15 protein-coding genes and 1 pseudogene are annotated in these 22274 nt (G+C 34.2%); 3 read left to right on the top strand and 13 right to left on the bottom strand.

The features are described 5' to 3' along the window. Positions 1 to 14: 14 nt before the first annotated feature. From AW14_RS05260 to AW14_RS05250, 3 genes are all read right to left on the bottom strand, one after another. Positions 15 to 1337, bottom strand: coding sequence for an MFS transporter (locus AW14_RS05260; protein WP_084708776.1), 1323 nt, complete (start codon positions 1335 to 1337; stop codon positions 15 to 17). Between the two features lie 20 nt (positions 1338 to 1357). After that, positions 1358 to 1702 carry a glutaredoxin family protein gene (locus AW14_RS05255; protein ID WP_169744655.1) on the bottom strand — a complete coding sequence of 115 codons (345 nt, stop codon included), beginning with the start codon at positions 1700 to 1702 and terminating at the stop codon, positions 1358 to 1360. Positions 1703 to 1793: 91 nt separating this feature from the next. Further along, complete coding sequence (locus AW14_RS05250) at positions 1794 to 4421, bottom strand: TonB-dependent receptor domain-containing protein (protein ID WP_052647436.1); 2628 nt, start codon at positions 4419 to 4421, stop codon at positions 1794 to 1796. Between the two features lie 170 nt (positions 4422 to 4591). Between AW14_RS05250 and AW14_RS05245 the strand changes: the two genes are divergently transcribed. After that, on the top strand, positions 4592 to 5626 hold the full coding sequence (locus AW14_RS05245) for a LacI family DNA-binding transcriptional regulator (protein WP_044637866.1): 1035 nt from the start codon (positions 4592 to 4594) through the stop codon (positions 5624 to 5626). 113 nt (positions 5627 to 5739) lie between these two features. Here the strand turns inward: AW14_RS05245 and queG are convergent, their stop codons facing one another. From queG to AW14_RS05195, 10 genes and pseudogenes are all read right to left on the bottom strand, one after another. Next, positions 5740 to 6660 (bottom strand): tRNA epoxyqueuosine(34) reductase QueG, encoded by a 921-nt coding sequence (gene queG, locus AW14_RS05240; RefSeq protein WP_044637865.1) that lies wholly within the window; start codon positions 6658 to 6660, stop codon positions 5740 to 5742. Positions 6661 to 6757: 97 nt separating this feature from the next. Then, positions 6758 to 7780 carry a Holliday junction branch migration DNA helicase RuvB gene (ruvB, locus tag AW14_RS05235; RefSeq protein ID WP_044637864.1) on the bottom strand — a complete coding sequence of 341 codons (1023 nt, stop codon included), beginning with the start codon at positions 7778 to 7780 and terminating at the stop codon, positions 6758 to 6760. Between the two features lie 110 nt (positions 7781 to 7890). After that, positions 7891 to 9681: a cytochrome c oxidase subunit I gene (locus AW14_RS05230; RefSeq protein WP_044637863.1), complete on the bottom strand. Its 1791-nt coding sequence runs from the start codon at positions 9679 to 9681 to the stop codon at positions 7891 to 7893. Positions 9682 to 9706: 25 nt separating this feature from the next. After that, positions 9707 to 10774, bottom strand: a complete 1068-nt coding sequence (locus AW14_RS05225; RefSeq protein WP_044637862.1) for a cytochrome c oxidase subunit II — start codon at positions 10772 to 10774, stop codon at positions 9707 to 9709. Between the two features lie 29 nt (positions 10775 to 10803). Then, positions 10804 to 12153, bottom strand: a complete 1350-nt coding sequence (locus tag AW14_RS05220) for a hypothetical protein (protein WP_044637861.1) — start codon at positions 12151 to 12153, stop codon at positions 10804 to 10806. Positions 12154 to 12175: 22 nt separating this feature from the next. Beyond that, complete coding sequence (locus AW14_RS05215) at positions 12176 to 12730, bottom strand: c-type cytochrome (protein ID WP_044637860.1); 555 nt, start codon at positions 12728 to 12730, stop codon at positions 12176 to 12178. 8 nt (positions 12731 to 12738) lie between these two features. Further along, positions 12739 to 13269: a DUF3341 domain-containing protein gene (locus tag AW14_RS05210; RefSeq protein ID WP_044637859.1), complete on the bottom strand. Its 531-nt coding sequence runs from the start codon at positions 13267 to 13269 to the stop codon at positions 12739 to 12741. 39 nt (positions 13270 to 13308) lie between these two features. After that, positions 13309 to 14730: pseudogene (gene nrfD, locus AW14_RS05205) on the bottom strand (NrfD/PsrC family molybdoenzyme membrane anchor subunit); the annotation flags it as partial. Between the two features lie 28 nt (positions 14731 to 14758). Further along, the gene (locus AW14_RS05200; protein WP_044637857.1) at positions 14759 to 17902 is read right to left on the bottom strand and encodes a TAT-variant-translocated molybdopterin oxidoreductase; all 3144 of its coding nucleotides are present in this window, start codon (positions 17900 to 17902) and stop codon (positions 14759 to 14761) included. A 33-nt stretch (positions 17903 to 17935) separates the two neighbouring features. Further along, positions 17936 to 19225, bottom strand: a complete 1290-nt coding sequence (locus tag AW14_RS05195) for a cytochrome c3 family protein (protein ID WP_044637856.1) — start codon at positions 19223 to 19225, stop codon at positions 17936 to 17938. A gap of 211 nt (positions 19226 to 19436) precedes the next feature. Between AW14_RS05195 and AW14_RS05190 the strand changes: the two genes are divergently transcribed. Together AW14_RS05190 and AW14_RS05185 are read left to right on the top strand one after the other, a co-directional pair. Then, positions 19437 to 19826, top strand: a complete 390-nt coding sequence (locus tag AW14_RS05190; RefSeq protein WP_044637855.1) for an SPOR domain-containing protein — start codon at positions 19437 to 19439, stop codon at positions 19824 to 19826. A 71-nt stretch (positions 19827 to 19897) separates the two neighbouring features. Then, complete coding sequence (locus tag AW14_RS05185; RefSeq protein WP_044637854.1) at positions 19898 to 22243, top strand: hybrid sensor histidine kinase/response regulator; 2346 nt, start codon at positions 19898 to 19900, stop codon at positions 22241 to 22243. The last annotated feature ends 31 nt before the right edge of the window (positions 22244 to 22274 follow it).

Genomic DNA, 22274 nt, shown 5'->3' with positions numbered 1-22274 from the left:
TTAATTAGTTTGATTTAGTGAACTGTAGAAACAAATTTCACATCATCGGCAACCTTTTTACTTTTAATAAAAAGGGTTAAAATTGCGCTTAATAACAAAAGTACACCCGCAAATGTTATAGCATTTCTGGGATCGTTATTTAAAAAATGCTTTAAAATGTAACCAAAGGATACGGTTTGTAAAATCATAGGAATAACAATCATCATATTAATTATGCCCATGTAAACCCCGTAGCGCTCTTTAGGAATATCTGAAACAACCATTAAATATGGAATGCCCATCATACTCGCCCATCCAATACCAAAACCGGTAATTGCAAAAAATAATAAGTTTTTATTTTCGATATGAGGGAACACTAAAAAACCTATTGCTGCAAGCAACAAACAAAAAGCATGTACTTTTTTAGCACTGTATTTTTTTGCAAAACCTACAAGAGCAAAAGCCACCAAGAAAGTAACAACATTATACCAACCATTAACCAAACCTGTCCAACCCACCGCTTCGCTGTAAGCTTCTTTATTAACAGGCGTAGCATTCCAAACAGAAAGCGCTACACTTTTAGATGAATTTTGCCAGTAACAAAACAAAGCATACCATTGAAATAAATAAACCAAAGCCAGTTGCCACATTACTTTAGGCATAAATTTTATGGCTGAAAAAATTTCTAATAAAGGTTCTAAAACACTTCGTTTCTCTTGAAGTTTTAATAACTCTTGAGGCGTTGGCGGATTCTCTTTGGTTTTGCTGATACTCCATAAAATAGTTCCAACAGAACAAATAGCCCCTAAAAAGAAAGACGCATATACCCACGTAGGTAGCGAGCCTGTTGCTCCAATAAAAATGATGGGAAAAACAAAAAGCGAAACGTTAGCCAAAACTTGCCCTAATCCCGTAAAAAAACTTTGCATTTGAAAACCGAGCGGTTGTTGTTCTTCATCTAGCTTATCTGCTATTAACGCTCTGTAAGGTTCCATGGCGGTGTTGTTTCCAATATCTAAAATCCATAATAACCCAGCGGCCATCCATAGAGAACTACTAAAAGGAAAAGCTAATAATGCTAAACTGCATAATATGGCACCGATTAGAAAAAAAGGTTTTCTTCTTCCAAATCTCGGACTCCAGGTTTTATCACTTAATGCGCCAATAATGGGTTGTACTAACAAACCGGTTACTGGACCAGCAAGATGTAAAATAGGAATTTGATCTGGGCTGGCGCCTAAAAAATCGTAAATGGGCGTTACGGCACTTTGTTGTAATCCAAAACTATATTGGATTCCAAAAAAGCCAACATTCATATTCAAAATTTGCCAAAAACTTAACTTTACCTTGCCTATCATAATGCCTTTTTTTTTAGGATTTATTGAATGATTTTTTCAAGAAATTTCTCAAAATCTATACTGTTAGTAAACACCTCTCCATCCTTATCTATTACAGGTAAGCTTAATTGAGAAACATCAATTTTTGCTTTAGTCAATTTAAGTATCATCTCATTCTGTTTTGGCAAATTAACATCTACATCATAATAAACAAATGCAACATTATGTGCTTTTAAATAAGCCTTAGTATCTATGCAGAAATGACAGGTATCACTTCCGTAAACAATAATTTTAGAAGGCTTTTTAGAATCGACAGTCGTATTTTGCACTTGCGCACTTGTATGTATTGCCACTAACAAAAACAGTAAAAGAGACCAATATTTCATATGTAATAAAATTTTAAAAAAGGGTTGGCTCATTTTACAATTAAAACCAACCCTAATTTCACACTTAAAAATCGCTATTAATTAAGTTTTCTTAAAATTTATATTGTAAAGACATGGTTGTAGAACGACCACTAATTGATCTTGCTCTAACTAAACGATCCGATCCAAAAGCACCATCGCCATTTCCTTCTACTTCTGTAATACCTACAGTATCAAACAGGTTGTTAACGTTAAATCCTAGAGATAATCCTTCAGTTAAACCAATTTTAGCAAATAAGTTAAAGTAAGCATACGCTGGCATTACTAATGCGTTATCGTCTTGAGCATACGATTTAGAAGTTCCTAAAACACTTAAACCAAGTATGTGTTGTTTCGTTTTACCGTAGCTGTATGTTGGTGATACGTTATATACAAAATCGGCTTGTCTTCTTGGTGTATTTCCTTTATTTGCACCACCATCAATTTCTGCTTTGGTCCAAGTTACCGACCCGTTAATATCGAAATTACCATAAGTTAGTCCAGTTTCAGCCTCGATACCAACAGCTTTAAAAGAATTACCAACTGTTCTGTTTAATTCGTTACTTAAACCTTCTTCTGTTTTACTCATAAATCCAGTTAAATTAAGAATACCATTTTTTAGTCTCTTTTTATAACCAACTTCTAATTGAGAAAGCTCATCGTATTGTACATCGGCTTTACCATCTAAACCATAATTATTTCTATCGGCAGCACGTCCTGAAGCACCCGAACTATATCTAGCAAAAACAGCAGCACCTTCATTTAATTTGTAATTAAGACCCGCAGAATACGATACGAAATTGTATTTATCGTTTACTATTTGTCCTGCATTCCCTGTAATTACTGGCACACTTTCTTCAATACCTTGAATTACTCCATCGCCATCATAATCGTAATTACCTTGACTTGTTGGACCACCTTGAATGTTACCTGTTACTTTAACATTTTCAAAACGAATACTACCATCAAAATTTAATTTATCGGTAATATCGGCATCTAAACCAACATATGGAGAATTTACATTATGTACAGTGTTATATTTTCTTTGACAACAGTTACCCCAAACTGGTGTCCCGTAAGAATATTGTCCGTTTCTAGAGAAACCATCGAAATCTGCTAAACGAGCCTGACCGCCACCTTTTACTTCAGAAAGGAATGAACTCCATTGCCATCCTATTTTTGTATTTTGAGTAGCACTAAATAAACCAGCAGTTACACCAATATTGTCTGTAAGTTTTTTAGATATTTTCACATCGCTAAAGAAGTTACTTAAATCGTCTATAGTAACATCAAACATGTGTATAATCTGTGCTAATCCGTTATCTGGATTGAAAGCTTCTCTGTTGCCATCGCTATAAACTAAAGCACCTGTAGCGTTAGCAGCTGTTCTTGCAGTCGTTTCAATTTCAGAAACTGTTCCAACGGCAGCTGTAAATGGTGCAACCCATTCTCCAGAATTATTAGAATATCTTGCTTTACCATTCACTTTCCAATCGTCACCTAAATCAAAAGAAAACTCGGCTCCAATAGCAGTAGACTTCGGATTGTTTCCATTTCTAACATCATTAACATGAGTTCCACCGCCATTAAAAGGAGAAGTTCCTGCACTTTGTTGTAAGTAAGCCGATTGTACTGCATCATTAGTAATATCGAATCCAGGTAAGTTTGCAAACTTTGGGTTAGCATTATCGCCTTTTAATAACATAGGCATTGGTAAATACATAACCGATTTATCATTTAAAAATTTAAAGTAAGTACGCACGTAACCATTTTTAAATTCTTTGGTAAGATTTGCTTTTATTTGTCCACCTTTATTTCCTTGGTAACCAATGTCTCTAGGTCCTTCACCTGTTCTCATAAAACCTCCAATATGGTAAAATAAACCATCTCCTATGGGTGTTCCGTATTCAAAATCTAATCGGCTGCTTTGAAAATCTAAACCGTAAGTTGCTCCAATCGATCCACCCTCGGTACGTCCAGTTTTACTAATCATGTTTATAATTCCCGCTGGTCCGTTAGATGTTTGTGTAGAAGCAGAACCCCCTCTAATAGCCTCCACGCGGCTTATATTAGAATCGATACGCAAAAAGTTATCAGAATTTCCAAAAGACGTATCACCAAATAAATTTAAAGGTAAACCATCTTCTTGTATTTGAAAATATCTAGATCCTCCAGACGATACCGGTACACCACGTACGTTAAAGTTAGCATTACCTTCACCACCCGAAGACTCGGCACGAATACCAGGTACATTTCTAAAAAGTTCACCAGCACTTCTTGGCGATGCTTGTTCAATAAGTTTTACATCCATGGTAGAAACCGAAACACTCGATTCTATTTTAGATTTCGGATTTACAACACCCGTAACAACAACTTCATCTAGTGAAGCGGCATCTTCTTGCATTGTAAAATCAACTGTTACATCGGCACCATTTACGGTTATGCTTTTAGAAAAGGTTTTATAACCTAAAAATGTCGCCTTTAAATCGTAAGTTCCGTTTTCTACATTAGTAATAGAAAAATTTCCATCAAAATCTGAAACCGACCCTTTAGTTGTTCCATTTAAAATAACGTTTACCCCTCCAAGAGGTTCACCTGTTTGGTCTTTTACTGTTCCCGAAATAGTTGACTGAGCAACCATACCTGTTATAGAAAATAACAAAAGAAACAAAACACTCCATTTAGTTTTAATTGTATTCATTGTAGTAATTTTAATTAATTTAATATTTTTTTAGTTGAATTCTTGAGCAATTTACATTTAGAACTAATAAAAATTAAGATTATAATACCGAAAACGTTATCGATTTTACCGAAAACGTTTTCGAAAACCAAATTTTATTATATATTTAAACATTAAATTATAATTTTTAAATGAAACCCGTTACCCTAAAACAAATAGCAGAGCACTTAAACATTTCTGTAACAACCGTTTCTAAAGCGTTAAAAGATTATCCCGATGTAAGCCCAAAAACAAAAGCGCTTGTTAAAGAACTTGCTAAGACTTTAAACTATAAACCCAATGCCTTTGCCGTTAATTTACGCACCAAAGAATCTAAAACCATAGGGTTAATAATACCCGTTATTGTTCATCACTTTTTTTCGAGTGTTATTAAAGGTATCATATCACAGGCAGAAAAAAAAGGGTATCTGGTTATCATACTGCAATCGAATGAATCGTACGAATTAGAAAAAAAGCAAATCGATTTACTAATGAGTCATCGTGTCGATGGCATACTCATTTCATTGGCCAACGGTACCGCCAACTTTAATCACTTAAACGAAGTTATTGCTCAAGACAAACCACTAGTCATGTTCGATAAAATTGCAAAAATTGTAAAATGCTCAAAAGTTATCATAGACGACCGTAAAGCGGCTTACATAGCTACACAACATTTAATAGATACCGGTTGTAAACGCATCGCCCATTTTCGGGGTGCTTTGTTGCCACAAAATTCTATCGATCGGTTTTTAGGGTATAAAAAAGCCCTTTTAGACAATAATATGCCCTACGACCCCTCGCTGGTTTACATTTGCGAGTGTGGCGATATGAGTTTTGAAGAAGGCAAAAAAAATGCCCAACAATTACTTAAAGACCACAACGATGTCGATGGCATCTTTATAAACACCGATTTGGTTGCCATTGGCGCCATGACCGAATTTAACAAACAAGGCGTAAAAATGCCCGACGACATCGCCATTGTAGGGTTTAGCAACTGGTTTATGTCTTCGGTAATTTCGCCAACCCTAACCACCATAGACCAACCCGGTTACTTAATGGGCAAAACAGCCTTTAAGCAACTTTACAAAGAAATTAAACAACGAAAAAATAACAAACCTGTGGTTTTTAAAGACATTGTTTTAGACACCGACCTCGTAAAACGCGAATCTACAAAAACCGTATCTTAAATTATTATGGCGTTACCACAAGGGTCGGGCTATACGCTGCAAGTCCGCGCTCGTACCTCGCTGTGGGCTTTACGCTGCTATCCCTAACGCAAAAAAACAAGTTGTAAGATATTTTATTTTAAAAAATCGATATTTCGTTTTAACCCAGAAAACTTAGTACGTTTTACTGCCGAATCTTTAAATACTTTTTTAAAAACATCTTCGGTAATGTCTTCCCAGTCTTTTTTAGTCATGGAAAGTAATTCGGGATGCGGATTAAAAAGTGGCTCTTTATGAGGCTTAGAAAATCGATTCCACGGACAAACATCCTGGCACACATCGCAACCAAACATCCAATCGTCCATTTTATCTTTAAATTCGGTTGGAATATTTTCTTTTAATTCTATAGTAAAGTAAGAAATACATTTGCTACCATCTACCACATAAGGTTCTGTAATGGCTTGCGTTGGACAGGCATCTATACATGCGGCACAAGTACCACAGTGATTGGTTGTTGGTAAATCGTATTCTAAATCTAAATCAACAATTAATTCGGCAATAAAATAAAACGAGCCTACTTGCTGCGTTAATAAATTACTGTTTTTTCCTATCCAGCCTAAACCACTTTTAGAAGCCCAAGCTTTATCTAAAACTGGTGCCGAATCTACAAAAGCTCGACCATACACATCGCCTATGTTTTCTTGAATAAAATGTAATAGTTGTTTTAATTTATCTTTAATTACATAATGATAATCGGTGCCATAAGCATATTTAGATATTTTAAAACTGGCGTCGGTTTGAGTGTCTTCGGGAAAATAATTTATTAGTAAGGAGATAACGCTTTTAGAATCTTCTACCAATTTAGTTGGGTCTAAACGCTTATCAAAATGATTTTCCATGTAATGCATTTGCCCGTGCATGTTTTTATTTAACCAGCGTTCTAAACGGGGTGCTTCTTCTTCTAAAAAACCTGCTTTGCTTATACCACACGACAAAAAACCGAGGCGTTTGGCTTCGGTTTTAATACGTTCTGTATTTGTTTGTTTGTTGTACATGCTGCATTAGCGATTGAGCAATTGTTGGAGCTCTTTTTGTATTTTTTTTTTAATTACAAAAAAGCGACTTGCGAAAGCGCGACCCTTGGGGAATGCCCTAAAATAAACCGCCTTGAATGCCTCCTTTAATTTTTCCTAAATGTTTATAGGCTTGTTCGGTAACTTCGCGGCCTCGAGGTGTACGCATAATAAACCCTTGCTGAATTAAGAATGGCTCGTAAACCTCTTCGATGGTTTCGGCACTTTCGCTAACTGCGGTGGCAAGCGTTGTTATACCTACGGGCCCTCCTTTAAACTTATCGATAATGGTTACGAGTATTTTATTGTCCATTTCATCTAGACCGTAAGCGTCAACATTTAGCGCTTTTAAGGCAAATTTTGCTATGGCGATATCTATGGTTCCATTGCCTTTTATTTGAGCAAAATCTCGAACTCTACGCAATAAGGCATTCGCAATACGAGGTGTACCTCGGCTTCGGCCTGCAATTTCTATGGCAGCCTCCATAGATATGGGCATATTTAAAATGGAAGCGCTTCGTTGCACAATGGTTGTTAATAATTCGGTGTTGTAATATTGTAATCTGCTTTGAATACCAAAACGGGCACGCATGGGTGCTGTTAACAATCCGGAGCGCGTTGTGGCGCCAATTAATGTAAAGGGATTAAGATTTATTTGAACGGTTCTTGCGTTGGGCCCAGACTCTATCATGATATCGATTTTATAGTCTTCCATAGCGGAATATAAATACTCTTCAACTATGGGGCTAAGCCGGTGTATTTCATCAATAAAAAGCACATCACGTTCGTCTAAATTTGTTAACAAACCAGCTAGGTCTCCGGGCTTATCTAAAACAGGACCCGATGTTACTTTTATACCTACATTAAGTTCGTTAGCTAGTATGTGTGCTAAAGTTGTTTTTCCTAAACCAGGTGGGCCATGAAACAATGTGTGATCTAAAGCCTCGTCACGCAGGTTTGCTGCTTGAACAAATATTTTTAAATTTTCAAGTACTTGATCTTGACCTGTAAAATCGCTAAAGGCCAGAGGTCTTAATTTCTTTTCGACATCTAACTCTTCGGGTGTAAAACTTGCTTTTGTTGGATCTAGGTTTTCATTCATAGCTTAGATTCCCTATTCATTGGGAATAAAAATCATTAAAAACAAATATAAAGAAAAAGCCTCTCTAATTATAGAAAGGCTTTTTTATTTTAATATAGTTAACTAATAAATTAGTGCTGTAATTCTTCTTCGCCGTCTTTTAACGGAATGTTTTGTGGAACAAAATCGACATCATGTCCTGGCTTACTATAATCGTAAGGCCATCTGTGAACATGAGGTATGTCACCAGGCCAGTTTCCGTGAATATGCTCAACAGGGGTTGTCCACTCTAAAGTTGTTGAACTCCAAGGATTTTGTGATGCTTTTTTACCGTAAAAAATACTGATAAAGAAATTGTATAAATATACAATCTGTGCAATACCACCTATAATAGCAAACATGGTAATAACAACATTTACGTTTGCTAAATCATCGAATAACGGGAAATTTGTGTTTGTATAGTAACGACGTGGTAAACCTGCCATACCTATAAAATGCATTGGGAAAAACACACCGTAAGCACAAACAGCAGTTATCCAGAAGTGAATATATCCTAAGTTTTTGTTTAGCATTCGACCAAACATTTTTGGATACCAATGATAAATACCTGCAAACATACCGTAAAGTGCAGAAATACCCATTACTAAATGGAAGTGAGCAACTACGAAATAGGTATCATGCACATTAATATCTAATGCACTATCTCCTAAAATAATACCAGTTAAACCACCAGTAATAAAGGTAGAAACAAACCCAATAGAAAATAACATAGCAGGGTTCATTTGTAAGTTACCTTTCCAAAGCGTAGTAATCCAGTTAAAAGCTTTTACGGCAGATGGAATTGCAATTAATAAGGTTGTAAATGTAAATACAGATCCTAAAAAAGGATTCATACCCGATACGAACATATGGTGACCCCAAACAATGGTAGATAAAAATGCGATAGCTAAAATTGAAGCAATCATGGCACGGTATCCGAAAATTGGTTTTCTAGAGTTAGAAGCCATAATTTCAGAAACAAGTCCCATAGCAGGTAAAATTACAATATATACCTCTGGGTGACCTAAGAACCAAAATAAATGCTCAAATAATACAGGTGAGCCTCCTTGATAATGTAAAACTTCACCTTGAATAAATATATCTGATAAAAAGAAAGAAGTACCAAAACTTCTATCCATGATAAGTAATAACGCAGCAGATAATAAAACTGGGAATGATATAATACCAATTACAGCAGTAATAAAGAATGTCCAGATTGTTAATGGTAATCTAGTCATAGACATCCCTTTGGTTCTTAAATTAAGTACAGTAACAACGTAGTTAAGTGATCCTAAAAGTGATGATGCAATAAAAATTGCCATAGATACTAACCATAAAGTCATACCCATTCCAGAACCACCTTGTGCCAATGGTAAAGCACTTAAAGGCGGATAAATTGTCCAACCCGCAGCAGCTGGTCCCGCTTCAACAAATAACGAAATTACCATTACTATAGAAGACAAGAAAAACAACCAGTAAGAAACCATATTTAGGAATCCAGATGCCATATCACGAGCACCAATTTGAAGCGGTATTAGTAAGTTACTAAATGTACCACTTAAACCTGCTGTTAATACGAAAAACACCATGATTGTACCGTGTATGGTTACTAAAGCCAGATAAATATCGGCGTCCATAACACCTTCAGGTGCCCATTTGCCTAATAATGCTTCAAATAACACATTTGGCTCTTGAGGCCAAGCGATTTGCATACGAAACATGATTGACATTAGAATACCAATAATTCCCATTAAAGTACCTGTAATAAGATACTGTTTAGCAATCATTTTATGATCTTGACTAAAAATATATTTAGTCACAAATCTTTCTTTATGATGATGTCCGTGGTCGTCGTGTGCGTGAGTATCTGCGTGTGCTGACATAATCTATATATTATCTTTTAATTGATTAGTTAGTTAAAGAGTTTTTAAATGCTTTTTGTTCTTTAATCCAAGCATCGAATTCTTCTTGAGTTTCTACGATAATTTTCATTTGCATATTGTAATGAGAAGTACCACAAATTTTATTACATAATAAAAGGTAATCAAACTCGTAACGATCTAAAGCATCTTCACCTTTAGCAGCTAAAGCTTTACTTTTCTCAACTCTAATTTCATTTATATGTGCTACTTTATCTGAAATATCTGTAGACAGTCTCATCTCTGCTGTGGTAACTGTTGGTGTGAAACCAAACTGAGTAATCATACCAGGCACACAGTTCATTTGTGCTCTAAAATGAGGCATGTAAGCAGAGTGTAAAACATCTTGAGAACGCATTTTAAATAAAACAGGTTTACCTACTGGTAAGTGTAATTCTTTAACGATGATATCATCTTGAGCATACGGGTCAGATTCATCTACTCCTAAAACATTGGCTTTATCAATATCAATTAAACGAACATTTGCTTTTCCTAAAGTGTTATCTGCACCAGCATATCTAGCTGTCCAGTTAAATTGTTGCGCATAAAGTTCAACCACTAAAGGATCTTCACTTTCATCTACACCCATAATGTTAATCCAAGTATTTAAACCATATATAATTAACCCTGCTAAAACGATAACTGGAATAATAGTCCAAATAGCCTCTAATTTATTGTTATCGGCAAAGAACAAAGCTTTTTTACCTTTTTCACCCTTGTATTTAAAAGCAAAATAATGTAAAAGAAATTGTGTTAAGGTTTGTACAAAAAATATAATTACCAAAGAAATGATCATTAAACTATCTATTGTAGACCCATGTTCTGAGGCCGAATTAGATAATAAAGGCAAATCACCCCATTTAACAAAACATACAATAGTAATTACATAAATGAAAGCTAAAAAGCCCATCATTAAATAACCATTCACTGTATTATCTTTATCGTTGGCCACTTGTGAATTTTCGTTTTTAGCTTGTGCTAAATCGAAAATCTTTACCATTTGCCAAATGGCAACTAAAATAAATACTAAAACTATAATTGTTAATAAAGCAGTCATTGTTGTCGTTCGTCTTTACTTATTCTTAATTAATAATGAAAATCTTCGCTTTCCTTTCTTAAAGGATATCCTTTTACTAATAACGGAGCTTTAGTTAAGGCAGTAAATACAATAAGAATGAATAATCCAGCAAATAATAAAATGGAAGCAATTTCAGGAATTCCAATAAACCATCTGTCTCCAACAGTTGCAGGCATAATCATATTGAAAATATCTATATAATGACCAACTAAAATTACTATACCTGCCATCACAACAAACCATGGAATACGTTTGTAATCGGCATTCATTAATAATAAAATCGGGAATACGAAATTCATGACAACCATTCCTAAGAAAGGTAATTTATAATCGTTGAAACGAGATATAAAATAAGTTACCTCTTCTGGGATGTTAGAATACCAGATAAGCATGAATTGAGAGAACCATAAATAGGTCCAGAAAATACTAAATGCAAACATAAATTTAGCAACATCATGTAAATGGTTTTCATTAACAAACTCTAAATAATTTTTAGATTTTAAATAGATTGTCATTAAAGCTAAAACTGTAATTCCACTTACAAACATACTTGCAAACACATACCATCCAAACAAAGTAGAGAACCAGTGTGGATCTACACTCATTATCCAATCCCAAGACATCATAGATTCGGTATAGATAAAGAATACTAAGAATGCAGCAGCAATTCTAAATGATTTTTTGAAATTACTGGTGTCTTCGGCTGTATCTTGAGCGATAGAGAATTTACGTGCAAAGTGACGGTATAAACTCCATCCAGCAATAAAAATTAAACCTCTAATAGCAAACCAAGGTAAATTTAACCAACCTTGTTTTCCTTGAATTAATTTATCTTCAGCTACAACTTCAGGATCCATCCATATAAATAAATTATAATGACCTATGGTTCCAGATGCTACTGCTATAGCTAATACAATAAGAGCTCCTGGTAAAACGTAAGCAGTAATAGCTTCCATAACTCTAAAAAGTACTGGAGACCATCCAGCTTGAGATGCTATTTGAATCGCATAAAAAGCTAAAATACCTAAACCTATCATCATGAAGAAAAAGGCTGCTACGTATAACGCAGACCATGGTCTGTTTGCTATTTGATGTTGTACATGAAGTGCATGAGCATCATGATCTGCTTCGGCTCCGTGCGCATTTTCTGAATGAGCTGCTTCACCATGCGAATCTGCTGTTGCATGAGTTGCTTCAGATGCATGTCCTCCACCGTGGTGTGCAGATTCTTCAGCTATCATGGTTTTTACTTCTTCTAAAGATTTATGAGATGTCATAAAACCATATCCAACACCTAATACACCAAGAATAATCAGGATGAAAGAAAATGTCTTTAATTTATTTGAAAATGTATACATATCTATAATAATCTTATCTATCTTACTTTTCTAAATCTGCCTTTAATTTCAATACATATGAAACTACTTGCCAGCGCTCTTCTTCGTTAATTTGATTTGCATAAGAACCCATTGCATTTTTACCGTAATAAATGGTATGGTAAATACTTCCTTCGTTAATGGCTCTTCCAGCATCATCGTAGCTTGGTATACCTAATATTTTTTCACGCTTTACCAAGTTTCCTTGACCATCGCCTTTATTACCATGACAAATAGCACAATAAATTTCATACATCGCTTTTCCTTTGTCTAAATCTACCTGAGTAGAGTCTATTGGGCTTTTAAGTGTTTCTTTAGCTAAGGCATAACCTTCAGTAGAATTTTCAATATCAAAAGGAATAAATCCTCTGGCAACAGAACCTTCGGCTGGTAATTGTGCTTCTAATCCACCTTTAAAAATTTCAGCTTCAGAATATGTTTCATAGGCCAATGGCTCATACATATTTGGCATATACTGGTAGTTAGGTGCCGAATCTTTTTTACATGATACAGCTACAAAAATAACTGCAATTACTAATATTTTAATTAAGCTCTTCATATCTACTCTTAATGCGCTTTATCAATTAAATTAACTTCAACTGCTCCAGTCTCCTTAAGTAAACTTTCTAGTTCTGCTTCGTTTCCATCAACAGAGATTTCCATAAGAAAATGGTCATCGGTAGTTCTTGGATCTGGATTTTCTGCATTTTTAAAAGGCCACATTCTACTTCTTAAATAAAATGTTATTACCATTAGGTGAGCTGCAAAAAACACCGTTAGCTCAAACATGATAGGAACAAATGCCGGCATGTTTTCTATATAGCTAAAACTTGGTTTACCACCAATATTTTGTGGCCAGTCTTCTATCATGATAAAATTCATCATAACAATAGCAACTGTTAAACCAACCAAACCGTATAAAAATGCCGTAATAGCAATACGAGTTGGAGCTAATCCCATAGCTTTGTCTAGACCGTGTACAGGAAACGGCGTATATATCTCTTCAATGTGATATCTTTCTGCCTTAACTTTTTTTACAGCAGACATTAAAATATCATCATCTGTATAAATGGCGTGAATTACTTTAGATGCTTCCATTGATTAAGCTTCATTTTTTAAGTTAGTAACTTTATTTCCAGATGTTCTTTCGTCGGCACCAGTACCAACTAAACTATTTCCAGCCTCTCTTAATTTTTTGTAACGTTCTCCTGAAGACTTCAAGATTGTTTTAACTTCGGCTTGAGCAATTACAGGGAATGTTCTTGAGTATAATAAAAATAACACAAAGAAAAAACCTATAGTTCCAACAAAAATACCAATATCTACATAGGTTGGTGAGAACATGGTCCATGAAGATGGTAAATAATCTCTATGTAATGAGGTTACAATAATTACAAAACGTTCAAACCACATACCTATATTTACAACAATAGATATAAAGAAAGAGAACATAATACTAGTTCTTAGTTTCTTAAACCACATAAATTGTGGAGAGAATACATTACAAGACATCATCATCCAGTATGCCCAAGCATAAGGACCTGTAGCTCTGTTTAAGAACGCATATTGTTCATATTCAACTCCTGAATACCAAGCAATAAATAACTCAGTAATATAAGCAACTCCAACAATAGAACCTGTAATCATGATTACAATGTTCATCAATTCTATATGTTGTACCGTAATATAATCTTCAAGATTACATACTTTACGCATGATTATAAGTAATGTATTTACCATGGCAAAACCAGAGAAAACGGCTCCTGCAACGAAATAAGGAGGGAAAATTGTTGTATGCCATCCTGGAATAACAGATGTAGCAAAGTCAAAAGATACAATGGTATGTACCGAAAGTACTAAAGGTGTTGCTAAACCAGCAAGTACCAATGATACTTCTTCGAAACGTTGCCAATCTTTTGCTCTACCAGACCAACCAAAACTTAATAAAGAGTAAATTTTCTTTTGGAAAGGTTTAACGGCTCTATCACGTAACATTGCAAAATCGGGAAGTAAACCTGTCCACCAGAAAACTAATGAAACCGATAAATATGTTGAAATTGCAAATACGTCCCAAAGTAATGGTGAGTTAAAGTTAACCCAAAGGGATCCAAACTGGTTAGGTATTGGTAATACCCAATATGCTAACCATGGTCTACCCATGTGAATAATTGGAAACAATCCTGCTTGAACTACCGAGAATATTGTCATCGCTTCTGCTGAACGGTTAATAGCCATTCTCCATTTTTGACGGAATAATAAAAGTACAGCAGAAATAAGAGTACCTGCGTGACCAATACCAACCCACCAAACGAAGTTAGTAATATCCCATGCCCAACCTACAGTTTTATTTAAACCCCAGGTTCCAATACCCGTTGAAATAGTATATAAAATACACCCTATTCCCCAAAGAAAGGCTAGTAATGCGATAGAAAAAACTATCCACCATTGTTTGTTTGCTTTTCCTTCTACAGGCTTAGCTACATCCACAGTAACATCGTGGTATGATTTATCACCTGTAACTAAAGGCCTTCTAATAGGTGCTTCGTAATGAGACGCCATAATTATATAATTGATTCTTTAATTAGACTTATGCTTCTGTTGTATTTCTCACTTTTGTTTGATACATCACGTTTGGTTTTGTTCCTACGTGCTCTAACAAATGATACATACGATTATCTTCTTTAAGTTTTGCAACTTTACTTTCTTTATCGTTGATGTCTCCAAAAACCATAGCGCCATTTCCACAAGCTGCAGAACAAGCTGTTTGGAATTCACCATCTTTAATAACTCGGCCATCACGTTTGGCATCAAGAATAGTTTTTTGTGTTTTTTGAATACACATAGAACATTTTTCCATAACACCACGAGAACGTACAACAACATCTGGATTTAATACCATGCGACCTAAATCGTCATTCATATGGTAATCAAATTCATCATTTCCGTTGTAAAGGAACCAGTTAAAACGACGTACCTTATAAGGACAGTTGTTAGCGCAATATCTTGTACCTACACAACGGTTATAAGCCATATGGTTTTGACCTTGACGACCGTGTGATGTTGCCGCAACTGGACAAACAGTTTCACAAGGCGCGTGGTTACAGTGCTGACACATAACTGGTTGGAAAGCAACTTGTGGGTTTTCAGAGGCTTCTTCCATTCTATTTAGTGTAGATAAAGAACCATTACCTTCACCGTCACCAAATAAATAATTACCTAAACCTAATCCACTTGCAGAATCCTTTTCTTCATTATCACCTTCAAAATTTTCTTGATGTGAATAATATCTATCAATACGTAACCAGTGCATATCACGGCTACGACGTACTTCAGTTTTACCAACAACAGGAACGTTGTTTTCTGCATGACAAGCAATAACACAAGCGCCACAGCCAGTACAAGCATTTAAGTCGATTGACAGGTTGAAATGATGACCAATAGAACGATCAAACTCATCCCATAAATCTACTTCTGGAGAGGTTACTGGAGTTTCTTCATGATTTAAAGAAACCATTGCCATCGGATTCCAGTACTTTTTATCTTTAGTATTGAAAACTTCTAGAGTTGTTTCCTTAATGATGTCTCCACGCCCCATTAAAGTATTATGTAACTGAACAGATGCAAATTCATGCTCGCCTGAAGCAGGTTCAATAGTTACACTTTGAACAGAATTGAAACCTTGGTATAATGGATAAGCATTAACACCTGTTTGCATTTCTTCTTTTAAACCTTTAGTTCTTCCATATCCAAGTGCTAATCCAACAGAACCTTTTGCTTGTCCTGGCTGAATCATAACTGGAGCAACAACACTAACACCGTTAACAGTTACTTTAGCGTAGCTACCATTTAAGGCACCGGTTGCAACGTGGGTATTTTCTAAGCCTAATGCATCTGCATCTGCTTTAGAAATGGTTAAGTAATTATCCCAAGACGTTCTTGTAATAGGATCTGGAAACTCTTGTAACCATGGGTTATTGGCTTGTTGACCATCACCCATACCTGTTTTTGTATATAATGTTAATTCAAAATCGCTAGATTTCGCTGCACTTGCTAAAGCATTAGCTGCAACACCTGTTGAAGTTTCAGTAACCGAATTTTCACTTACAACACCTTCCAGTTTATCATAGTCTTCCATTTCGAAAACTTTAGAAACAAACTGTCCGTCATGTAATGCTTGATTAAATGAAGCACCATTTAAAATATCTTCATTCCAAACTTCCTTGATATAGTCGTTATACGCCATATCATTGGCAGTCCACATCAATAAAACATCTTGAAATTGTTTTGTATCGAATAATGGACGAATTGTTGGTTGCATTAAACCGTAATGACCATCTTTTATTTCAACATCACCCCAAGATTCTAAGTAATGTGGTGCTGCTGCAATATATTGTACTTCAGAAGATGTTTCATCTTCTTTCATTGAAAAAGCAATAGATAATTCTACTTTTTTCAATCCTTCAGCGAATTCTGAAGCATTTGGTAATGTATATAAAGGATTAACGCCACACATAATGATAGCAGCTACTTTACCTGCTTTCATATCTGACACAAGTTGTGAAACTTGCTTTGCATCTCCTTGTCTTGTTTTTATTGTAGCCTTTGTGTCGAATGCTTTACTTGCTAAAAATGTATTTAACTCTAATACAACTGTTTGAGCGTTTACATCTTGAATACCAGTAACAACCACAGCAGAGCTTCCTGCTTTCTTTAATTCAGCAGCAGTTTTTTTAACAGCTGTATCGATATGAGATGGTAAAGTTCCAGAAACAGAAGTTCCTGTAACATAAGCGTACAATTTAGCTAAAGCTAATTTTTGTTCGCTAGGTTTTAACATAACACGTTTGTCTGCGTTAGCTCCAGATAAAGTCATATTAGACTCAAACTGAATGTGACGAGACATTTTTCCGTTTTGCGGAATTCTATTTTTTGAATATGCAGCATCAAAACCGCCTCCTTGCCAATCTCCTAAGAAATCTGCAGCAAAAGAAACGATTGTCATGGCTTTAGAAAAATCATAATTTGCTAAAGCTCGTTTGCCATATTTTGCTTCAAAAGCATCTAAAGCTGCTGTCTCAGAAACTGCATCATATATAACACGCTCAACATTACCATACTCTTCTTTAAAGTCTGCAATTAAATTACGCGTTGAAGGGCTAGCAAATGTTTGAGTTAACAAAACAATTTTTTTGTTAGCTGCCTTGAGCTCGTTTAATTTTTTTGTAGTTTCAGAATTAAATGTACTCCAAGAAATAGATGCTCCTGCTTTTTTAGGACCTTTTAATCTTAAACTATCATATAATCCTAGAACGGAAGCATTAACTCTGGCGTTAGCTGTTCCATTAGTAGAAGCTAAAGTGTTATTTTCAATTTTAATTGGACGACCTTCACGAGTTTTAACTAAAATACTTGCAAAATCAAATCCATCTGCTATCGTAGTGGCATAATAGTTAGCAACACCAGGAATAATCTCATGGGGCTGCACAACATAAGGAATCGATTTTTTTACAGGACCTTCACAAGCTGCAAGTGAAGCAGCCGCTGTAGTAAATCCTACGTATTTTAAGAAATCGCGACGCGTTGTAGAGGTTGATTCTAATGTATTTTTATCACCTAAAAATTCATCAGTAGGAATCTCTGCTACAAACTCGTTTTGTTTTAGCGTCTCAACAATAGAGCTGTTTTCGTTTAGCTCCTCAACACTTTTCCAGTATTTCTTGTTTGATGACATATTATATAATTGAATTACTTCTTATTAAATTTATTAATAGTGACATTTACCACATTCTAACCCGCCCATTTGAGCTGCAGTTAATTTATCTACACCATATTTCTTAGATAATTCTTCGTGAATTTTAGTGTAGTATGCGTTGTCTTCTACTTTTACGTTTGTGCTTCTGTGACAGTTAATACACCATCCCATTGTTAAGGGAGCAAATTGACTAACAATTTCCATTTCTTCAATAGGACCATGACACGTTTGACATTCTACACCGGCAACAGTTACGTGTTGTGAGTGGTTGAAGTAAACAAAGTCTGGTAAATTATGGATTTTAACCCATTTAATTGGTTGTGTATTTCCTGTGTATTTTTGCTCGGCATCATCCCATCCTGCAGCTTTGTATATCTTTTTAATTTCTCCATCGTAAAATTCTTTTGAATACTCAGGAGTGGTTTCTCCATTGTATTCGTAAATAGATTTATGACAGTTCATACAAATATTAACAGACGGAATACCTGAAGCTTTACTAACTCTAGCAGATGAGTGACAGTATTTACAATCTATACCATTATCTCCTGCGTGAATTTTATGTGAAAAATGAATTGGCTGTACCGGCTGATAACCTTGATCTACACCTATCTGCATTAAATAACCATAAACAAAATAAGCACTGGTAAGTAAGAAGAAAATGGCAATAACAACCATTAAAAATTGATTTTGCACAAATGCTTTCCAAAGCGGTGTTTTTTCTGATGCTTCAGGCAACTCGATGTTTTGAGCAGAAGCAAAACGTCGAAGCGTTTTGTTTACTAAAAACAACCCTAAAGCAAGCAACATAAAAAGAATCGCTAAAGCTCCTAAAATAATTTCATTAGAAATTCCGCCAGAACTTTGAGCTGCACCACCTTCTGCTTGAACTGCAGCTGTAGCAGGCGCTTCTTCTTTTACCTCGGCTGTGTAGGCTAAAATATTATCAATATCTTCTTCAGACAACTGAGGAAAAGCTGTCATTGCCGCCCCGCCATACTCGTTGTATATTTTGTTAGCATAAGCATCACCAGACTTAATGAGACCTGAACTGTTATGAATCCAGTTGTAAATCCAAGATTTATCTAAACCTTCTTCTTCCTCTAAACGTTGTTGTACATTTCGCAACGCAGGCCCTGTCATTTTCTTATCTAATTGATGACATGCTGCGCAATTGGCATTAAACAATGATTTTCCTTTTACTGGATCTCCTTGAGCTGAAAGAGCTGTTGTAAATGCTAATACAATGATTAAGCTTAAACCAAGAATGTCTTTACTTAATGTACGGTGAATCACCTTTCTCATATTGTTGGCTAAATTAACTTCTAAACTTCGGTATGACTTTTGTCATTAATTAAATAAAAAAGATTTAATAAAATCTCTCGCAAAAGTAATACTTAAAGTCGATTTGAGAAATGTTACAGAACTGTTAATTGATAATTTAGAGAGATTCTAAATAAGAAAAAAAACCGAAATTAATTTAATTACGTATACATTTGTATAAAATATATTGAAAATGAATTCTTTGAAAATTAAACCTGCTCATTTACTTGCAATTACCCTTATGGCTTGCACATCGTTGTCTTTTGCACAAGAAGGAACTTTAACAGTTAATCAAGATGAAAAGATTACAAAATTACTTGATGTAAAGAAGGACATTAATAAAAATACTACAGAAAGGTATAAAATTCAGATTTATAATGGCAACAGAAATGGCGCCTATAATGCTGAAACAGAATTCAAAAATGCCTTTGAAGATATAAAAACAATCGTTGTTTATGAAGAACCTAATTTTAAAACTTGGGTTGGTAATTTCAGAACAAAAATTGAAGCAGATAGAGCCTTAAAAAAAATTAAAAGTAAATTTTCAAATGCTTTAATATTCAAGCCTAAGAAAAGTAATTAATTATTTTAAACCGAATTTAGAAAAAACTAGATTCGGTTTTTTGCCCTAAATTAATAGCCAAATACCTGTATATGAAATTACTACTCATATTAATAAGTCTATTTGCAAATGATATAAATTATACAGATACTTATTACAACCCAGAACTTAACCAAGATGATCTTTTTCAATATGCTTCATATACAAATGTGGGCAAGCAAACGCTTAATATAAATGAAGTATTAATTTCAAACGATTTAATTTACACACCACTTAAATCAGATAATGAAAGTGTAGGCTTTACTTCAGATTACTATTGGGTTCGTTTTAAACTAGAAAACACCTCTGCAGAATCAAAAATATATTACTTAAATACAGCAAGACCCGTAACAGATTTTGCTACACTTTACCAGATTACCAATAACAACATTAAATCTTTTAAAAGTGGCGATGAAATTCGATTTGAAGAAAAGCAGGTAAAACATCGATCGACAATTTTTAAAATAATACTTCCTCCAAATAGTAAAAATCAATTTTATCTTAATTTAAAAAGTGATGGTGAAACAATAAATATTCCTTTAAATATTTATAATGAAAATGAATTTTGGAAATACAATTACAATCAGCAATTATTCTTCGGTTTGTTTTATGGCATCTTGCTTTTGGCTGGTATAATTTACTTGTTTTTTTACAAAAGTTTAAAAGAAAAAACATTTCTATTTTACGGTTTCTATGTATTTTCAATAGCTTCTTTACAGGCTGCATTAGATGGTTTAATTTTTCAATATATTTTCCCAAATGGCGGTTATTTTAATACTAAAGCCGTTTTAATTACTGCCTTATTTTCAAATTTATTTTTATTAAAATATTGCGAATATTTCCTAAAAATTAAAGTAGAATTCCCTTTAGCTTATAAAGGTTTTAGAATATTGTATTTTATAATTGCAGGTTTATTTGTTATGGTTTTAATTAGCCCACAAACCATGGAGCATGCTTACCCTTTAAGCAATCTTAATGGGTTGTTAAGTTTAATTCTCATTATAGTTAGCTTATTTTATATTCAATATAAAGGCGTTAAAATAGACAGGTATTTCTCGATAGGTATTTTCTTCTTAGTTATTGGTCTTATGGGATTTGTAATGAACAATCTTAGCTTACTACCTAATAACTTCTATGTAGTAAACAGCGCTAAATTTGGTGCTGGTTTTGAAGTTATTTTCTTGTCGCTATCTATGACAAATCTTATTAAGAAATTACGATTAGAAAAGGAAAAATCTCAAGAATTTGCGCTTATAAAATCTGAAGAAATAAGTCAGTTAAAAACCTACTTCATGTCTAACATAAGTCATGAATTAAGAACACCAATAAATGCAATTATGGGAATTGCCGAATTGCAGTTAAACGATGAACAAAATAAAGAGACGCGTAAACAATTTGAAATTATAAAAAATGCTTCATTAAGCTTGCTTAGTAATGTGAACGATATTCTTGATTTTGAACTTATTGAAAAAAACGAGCTTATCCTTAAAAAAGAAACATTTAATCCAGAAACTGTTCTTTCTCAAATAAATAATAATTGGAAAATTGAAGCAGAAAACAAAGGCCTTATTTACAATTATACTATTGATAACCAATTACCTTATTTAATTTCTGGTGATACCGAGCGTTTTCTACAAATAATAAACAACGTAGTAAGCAATGCTTTTAAATATACTAAAGAAGGTAGTATTCAATTTAAGATTACGAGTAAAATCGAATCAAATGAATCTGGTGTGTTTGATATTGTAATTTCTGATACAGGAATTGGTATCGACAATAAAATACTTAACAATATTTATGATAGTTTTAGTCAGATGCGGTTAAATCATAAAAGACAATTTGGTGGTATTGGTCTTGGTTTAAGTATTGTAAAACACTTGGTAAAATTATTTAACGGAACAATTAATATAAAAAGTGAATTAGGCGTTGGCACTCAGGTAAATATAAAATTACCTTTTGAAATCGTTCAAATTAAACAGCACATAACCGCCGATGCGACACTTTTAAATACGAATAATAAGGATTTAAAAATTCTTATTGTTGAAGACAATAAAATGAACCAAATGGTTATTCGAAAAATTTTACAAAGCTTCAATTATACCAATTTAGTAATCGCCAATAATGGTAATGAAGGTTTAGAATGCTTAAAAAAAGAATCTTTTGATATCATTTTAATGGATTTACAAATGCCTGTTATGGATGGATATGAAGCTACCAAAATTATAAGAAACGGTGACCTTGGCGAACTTATTAAAAGTATTCCTATTATTGCCGTTACAGCAGATGCCATGCAAAAAACAAGAGAATATGTTTTAGAAATTGGTATGAACGATTACATAAACAAACCAATTAATAAGGCAACTTTATACGAAAAAATAAATTTGTATACCTGTGCATGATTTTAAAAAGACTTATAAATAAAAAAGCGAT

Origin of the sequence: Siansivirga zeaxanthinifaciens CC-SAMT-1 (genome assembly GCF_000941055.1) — a bacterium.
Classification (GTDB): Bacteria; Bacteroidota; Bacteroidia; order Flavobacteriales; family Flavobacteriaceae; genus Siansivirga; species Siansivirga zeaxanthinifaciens.
Note: the sequence above shows the minus strand (reverse complement) of the source record. Positions and strands in the feature narration are given on the sequence as shown.

Excerpts from the sequence above, each read along its gene's own strand:
- AW14_RS05215 (WP_044637860.1), bottom strand. The coding sequence starts at position 12,730 with ATGAAGAGCTTAATTAAAATATTAGTAATTGCAGTTATTTTTGTAGCT.
- AW14_RS05250 (WP_052647436.1), bottom strand. The coding sequence starts at position 4,421 with ATGAATACAATTAAAACTAAATGGAGTGTTTTGTTTCTTTTGTTATTT.
- AW14_RS05190 (WP_044637855.1), top strand. The coding sequence starts at position 19,437 with ATGAATTCTTTGAAAATTAAACCTGCTCATTTACTTGCAATTACCCTT.
- AW14_RS05255 (WP_169744655.1), bottom strand. The coding sequence starts at position 1,702 with ATGAAATATTGGTCTCTTTTACTGTTTTTGTTAGTGGCAATACATACA.
- AW14_RS05225 (WP_044637862.1), bottom strand. The coding sequence starts at position 10,774 with ATGACTGCTTTATTAACAATTATAGTTTTAGTATTTATTTTAGTTGCC.
- AW14_RS05220 (WP_044637861.1), bottom strand. The coding sequence starts at position 12,153 with ATGTATACATTTTCAAATAAATTAAAGACATTTTCTTTCATCCTGATT.
- AW14_RS05210 (WP_044637859.1), bottom strand. The coding sequence starts at position 13,269 with ATGGAAGCATCTAAAGTAATTCACGCCATTTATACAGATGATGATATT.
- AW14_RS05260 (WP_084708776.1), bottom strand. The coding sequence starts at position 1,337 with ATGATAGGCAAGGTAAAGTTAAGTTTTTGGCAAATTTTGAATATGAAT.
- ruvB (WP_044637864.1), bottom strand. The coding sequence starts at position 7,780 with ATGAATGAAAACCTAGATCCAACAAAAGCAAGTTTTACACCCGAAGAG.
- AW14_RS05185 (WP_044637854.1), top strand. The coding sequence starts at position 19,898 with ATGAAATTACTACTCATATTAATAAGTCTATTTGCAAATGATATAAAT.
- AW14_RS05200 (WP_044637857.1), bottom strand. The coding sequence starts at position 17,902 with ATGTCATCAAACAAGAAATACTGGAAAAGTGTTGAGGAGCTAAACGAA.
- AW14_RS05245 (WP_044637866.1), top strand. The coding sequence starts at position 4,592 with ATGAAACCCGTTACCCTAAAACAAATAGCAGAGCACTTAAACATTTCT.
- queG (WP_044637865.1), bottom strand. The coding sequence starts at position 6,660 with ATGTACAACAAACAAACAAATACAGAACGTATTAAAACCGAAGCCAAA.
- AW14_RS05195 (WP_044637856.1), bottom strand. The coding sequence starts at position 19,225 with ATGAGAAAGGTGATTCACCGTACATTAAGTAAAGACATTCTTGGTTTA.
- AW14_RS05230 (WP_044637863.1), bottom strand. The coding sequence starts at position 9,681 with ATGTCAGCACACGCAGATACTCACGCACACGACGACCACGGACATCAT.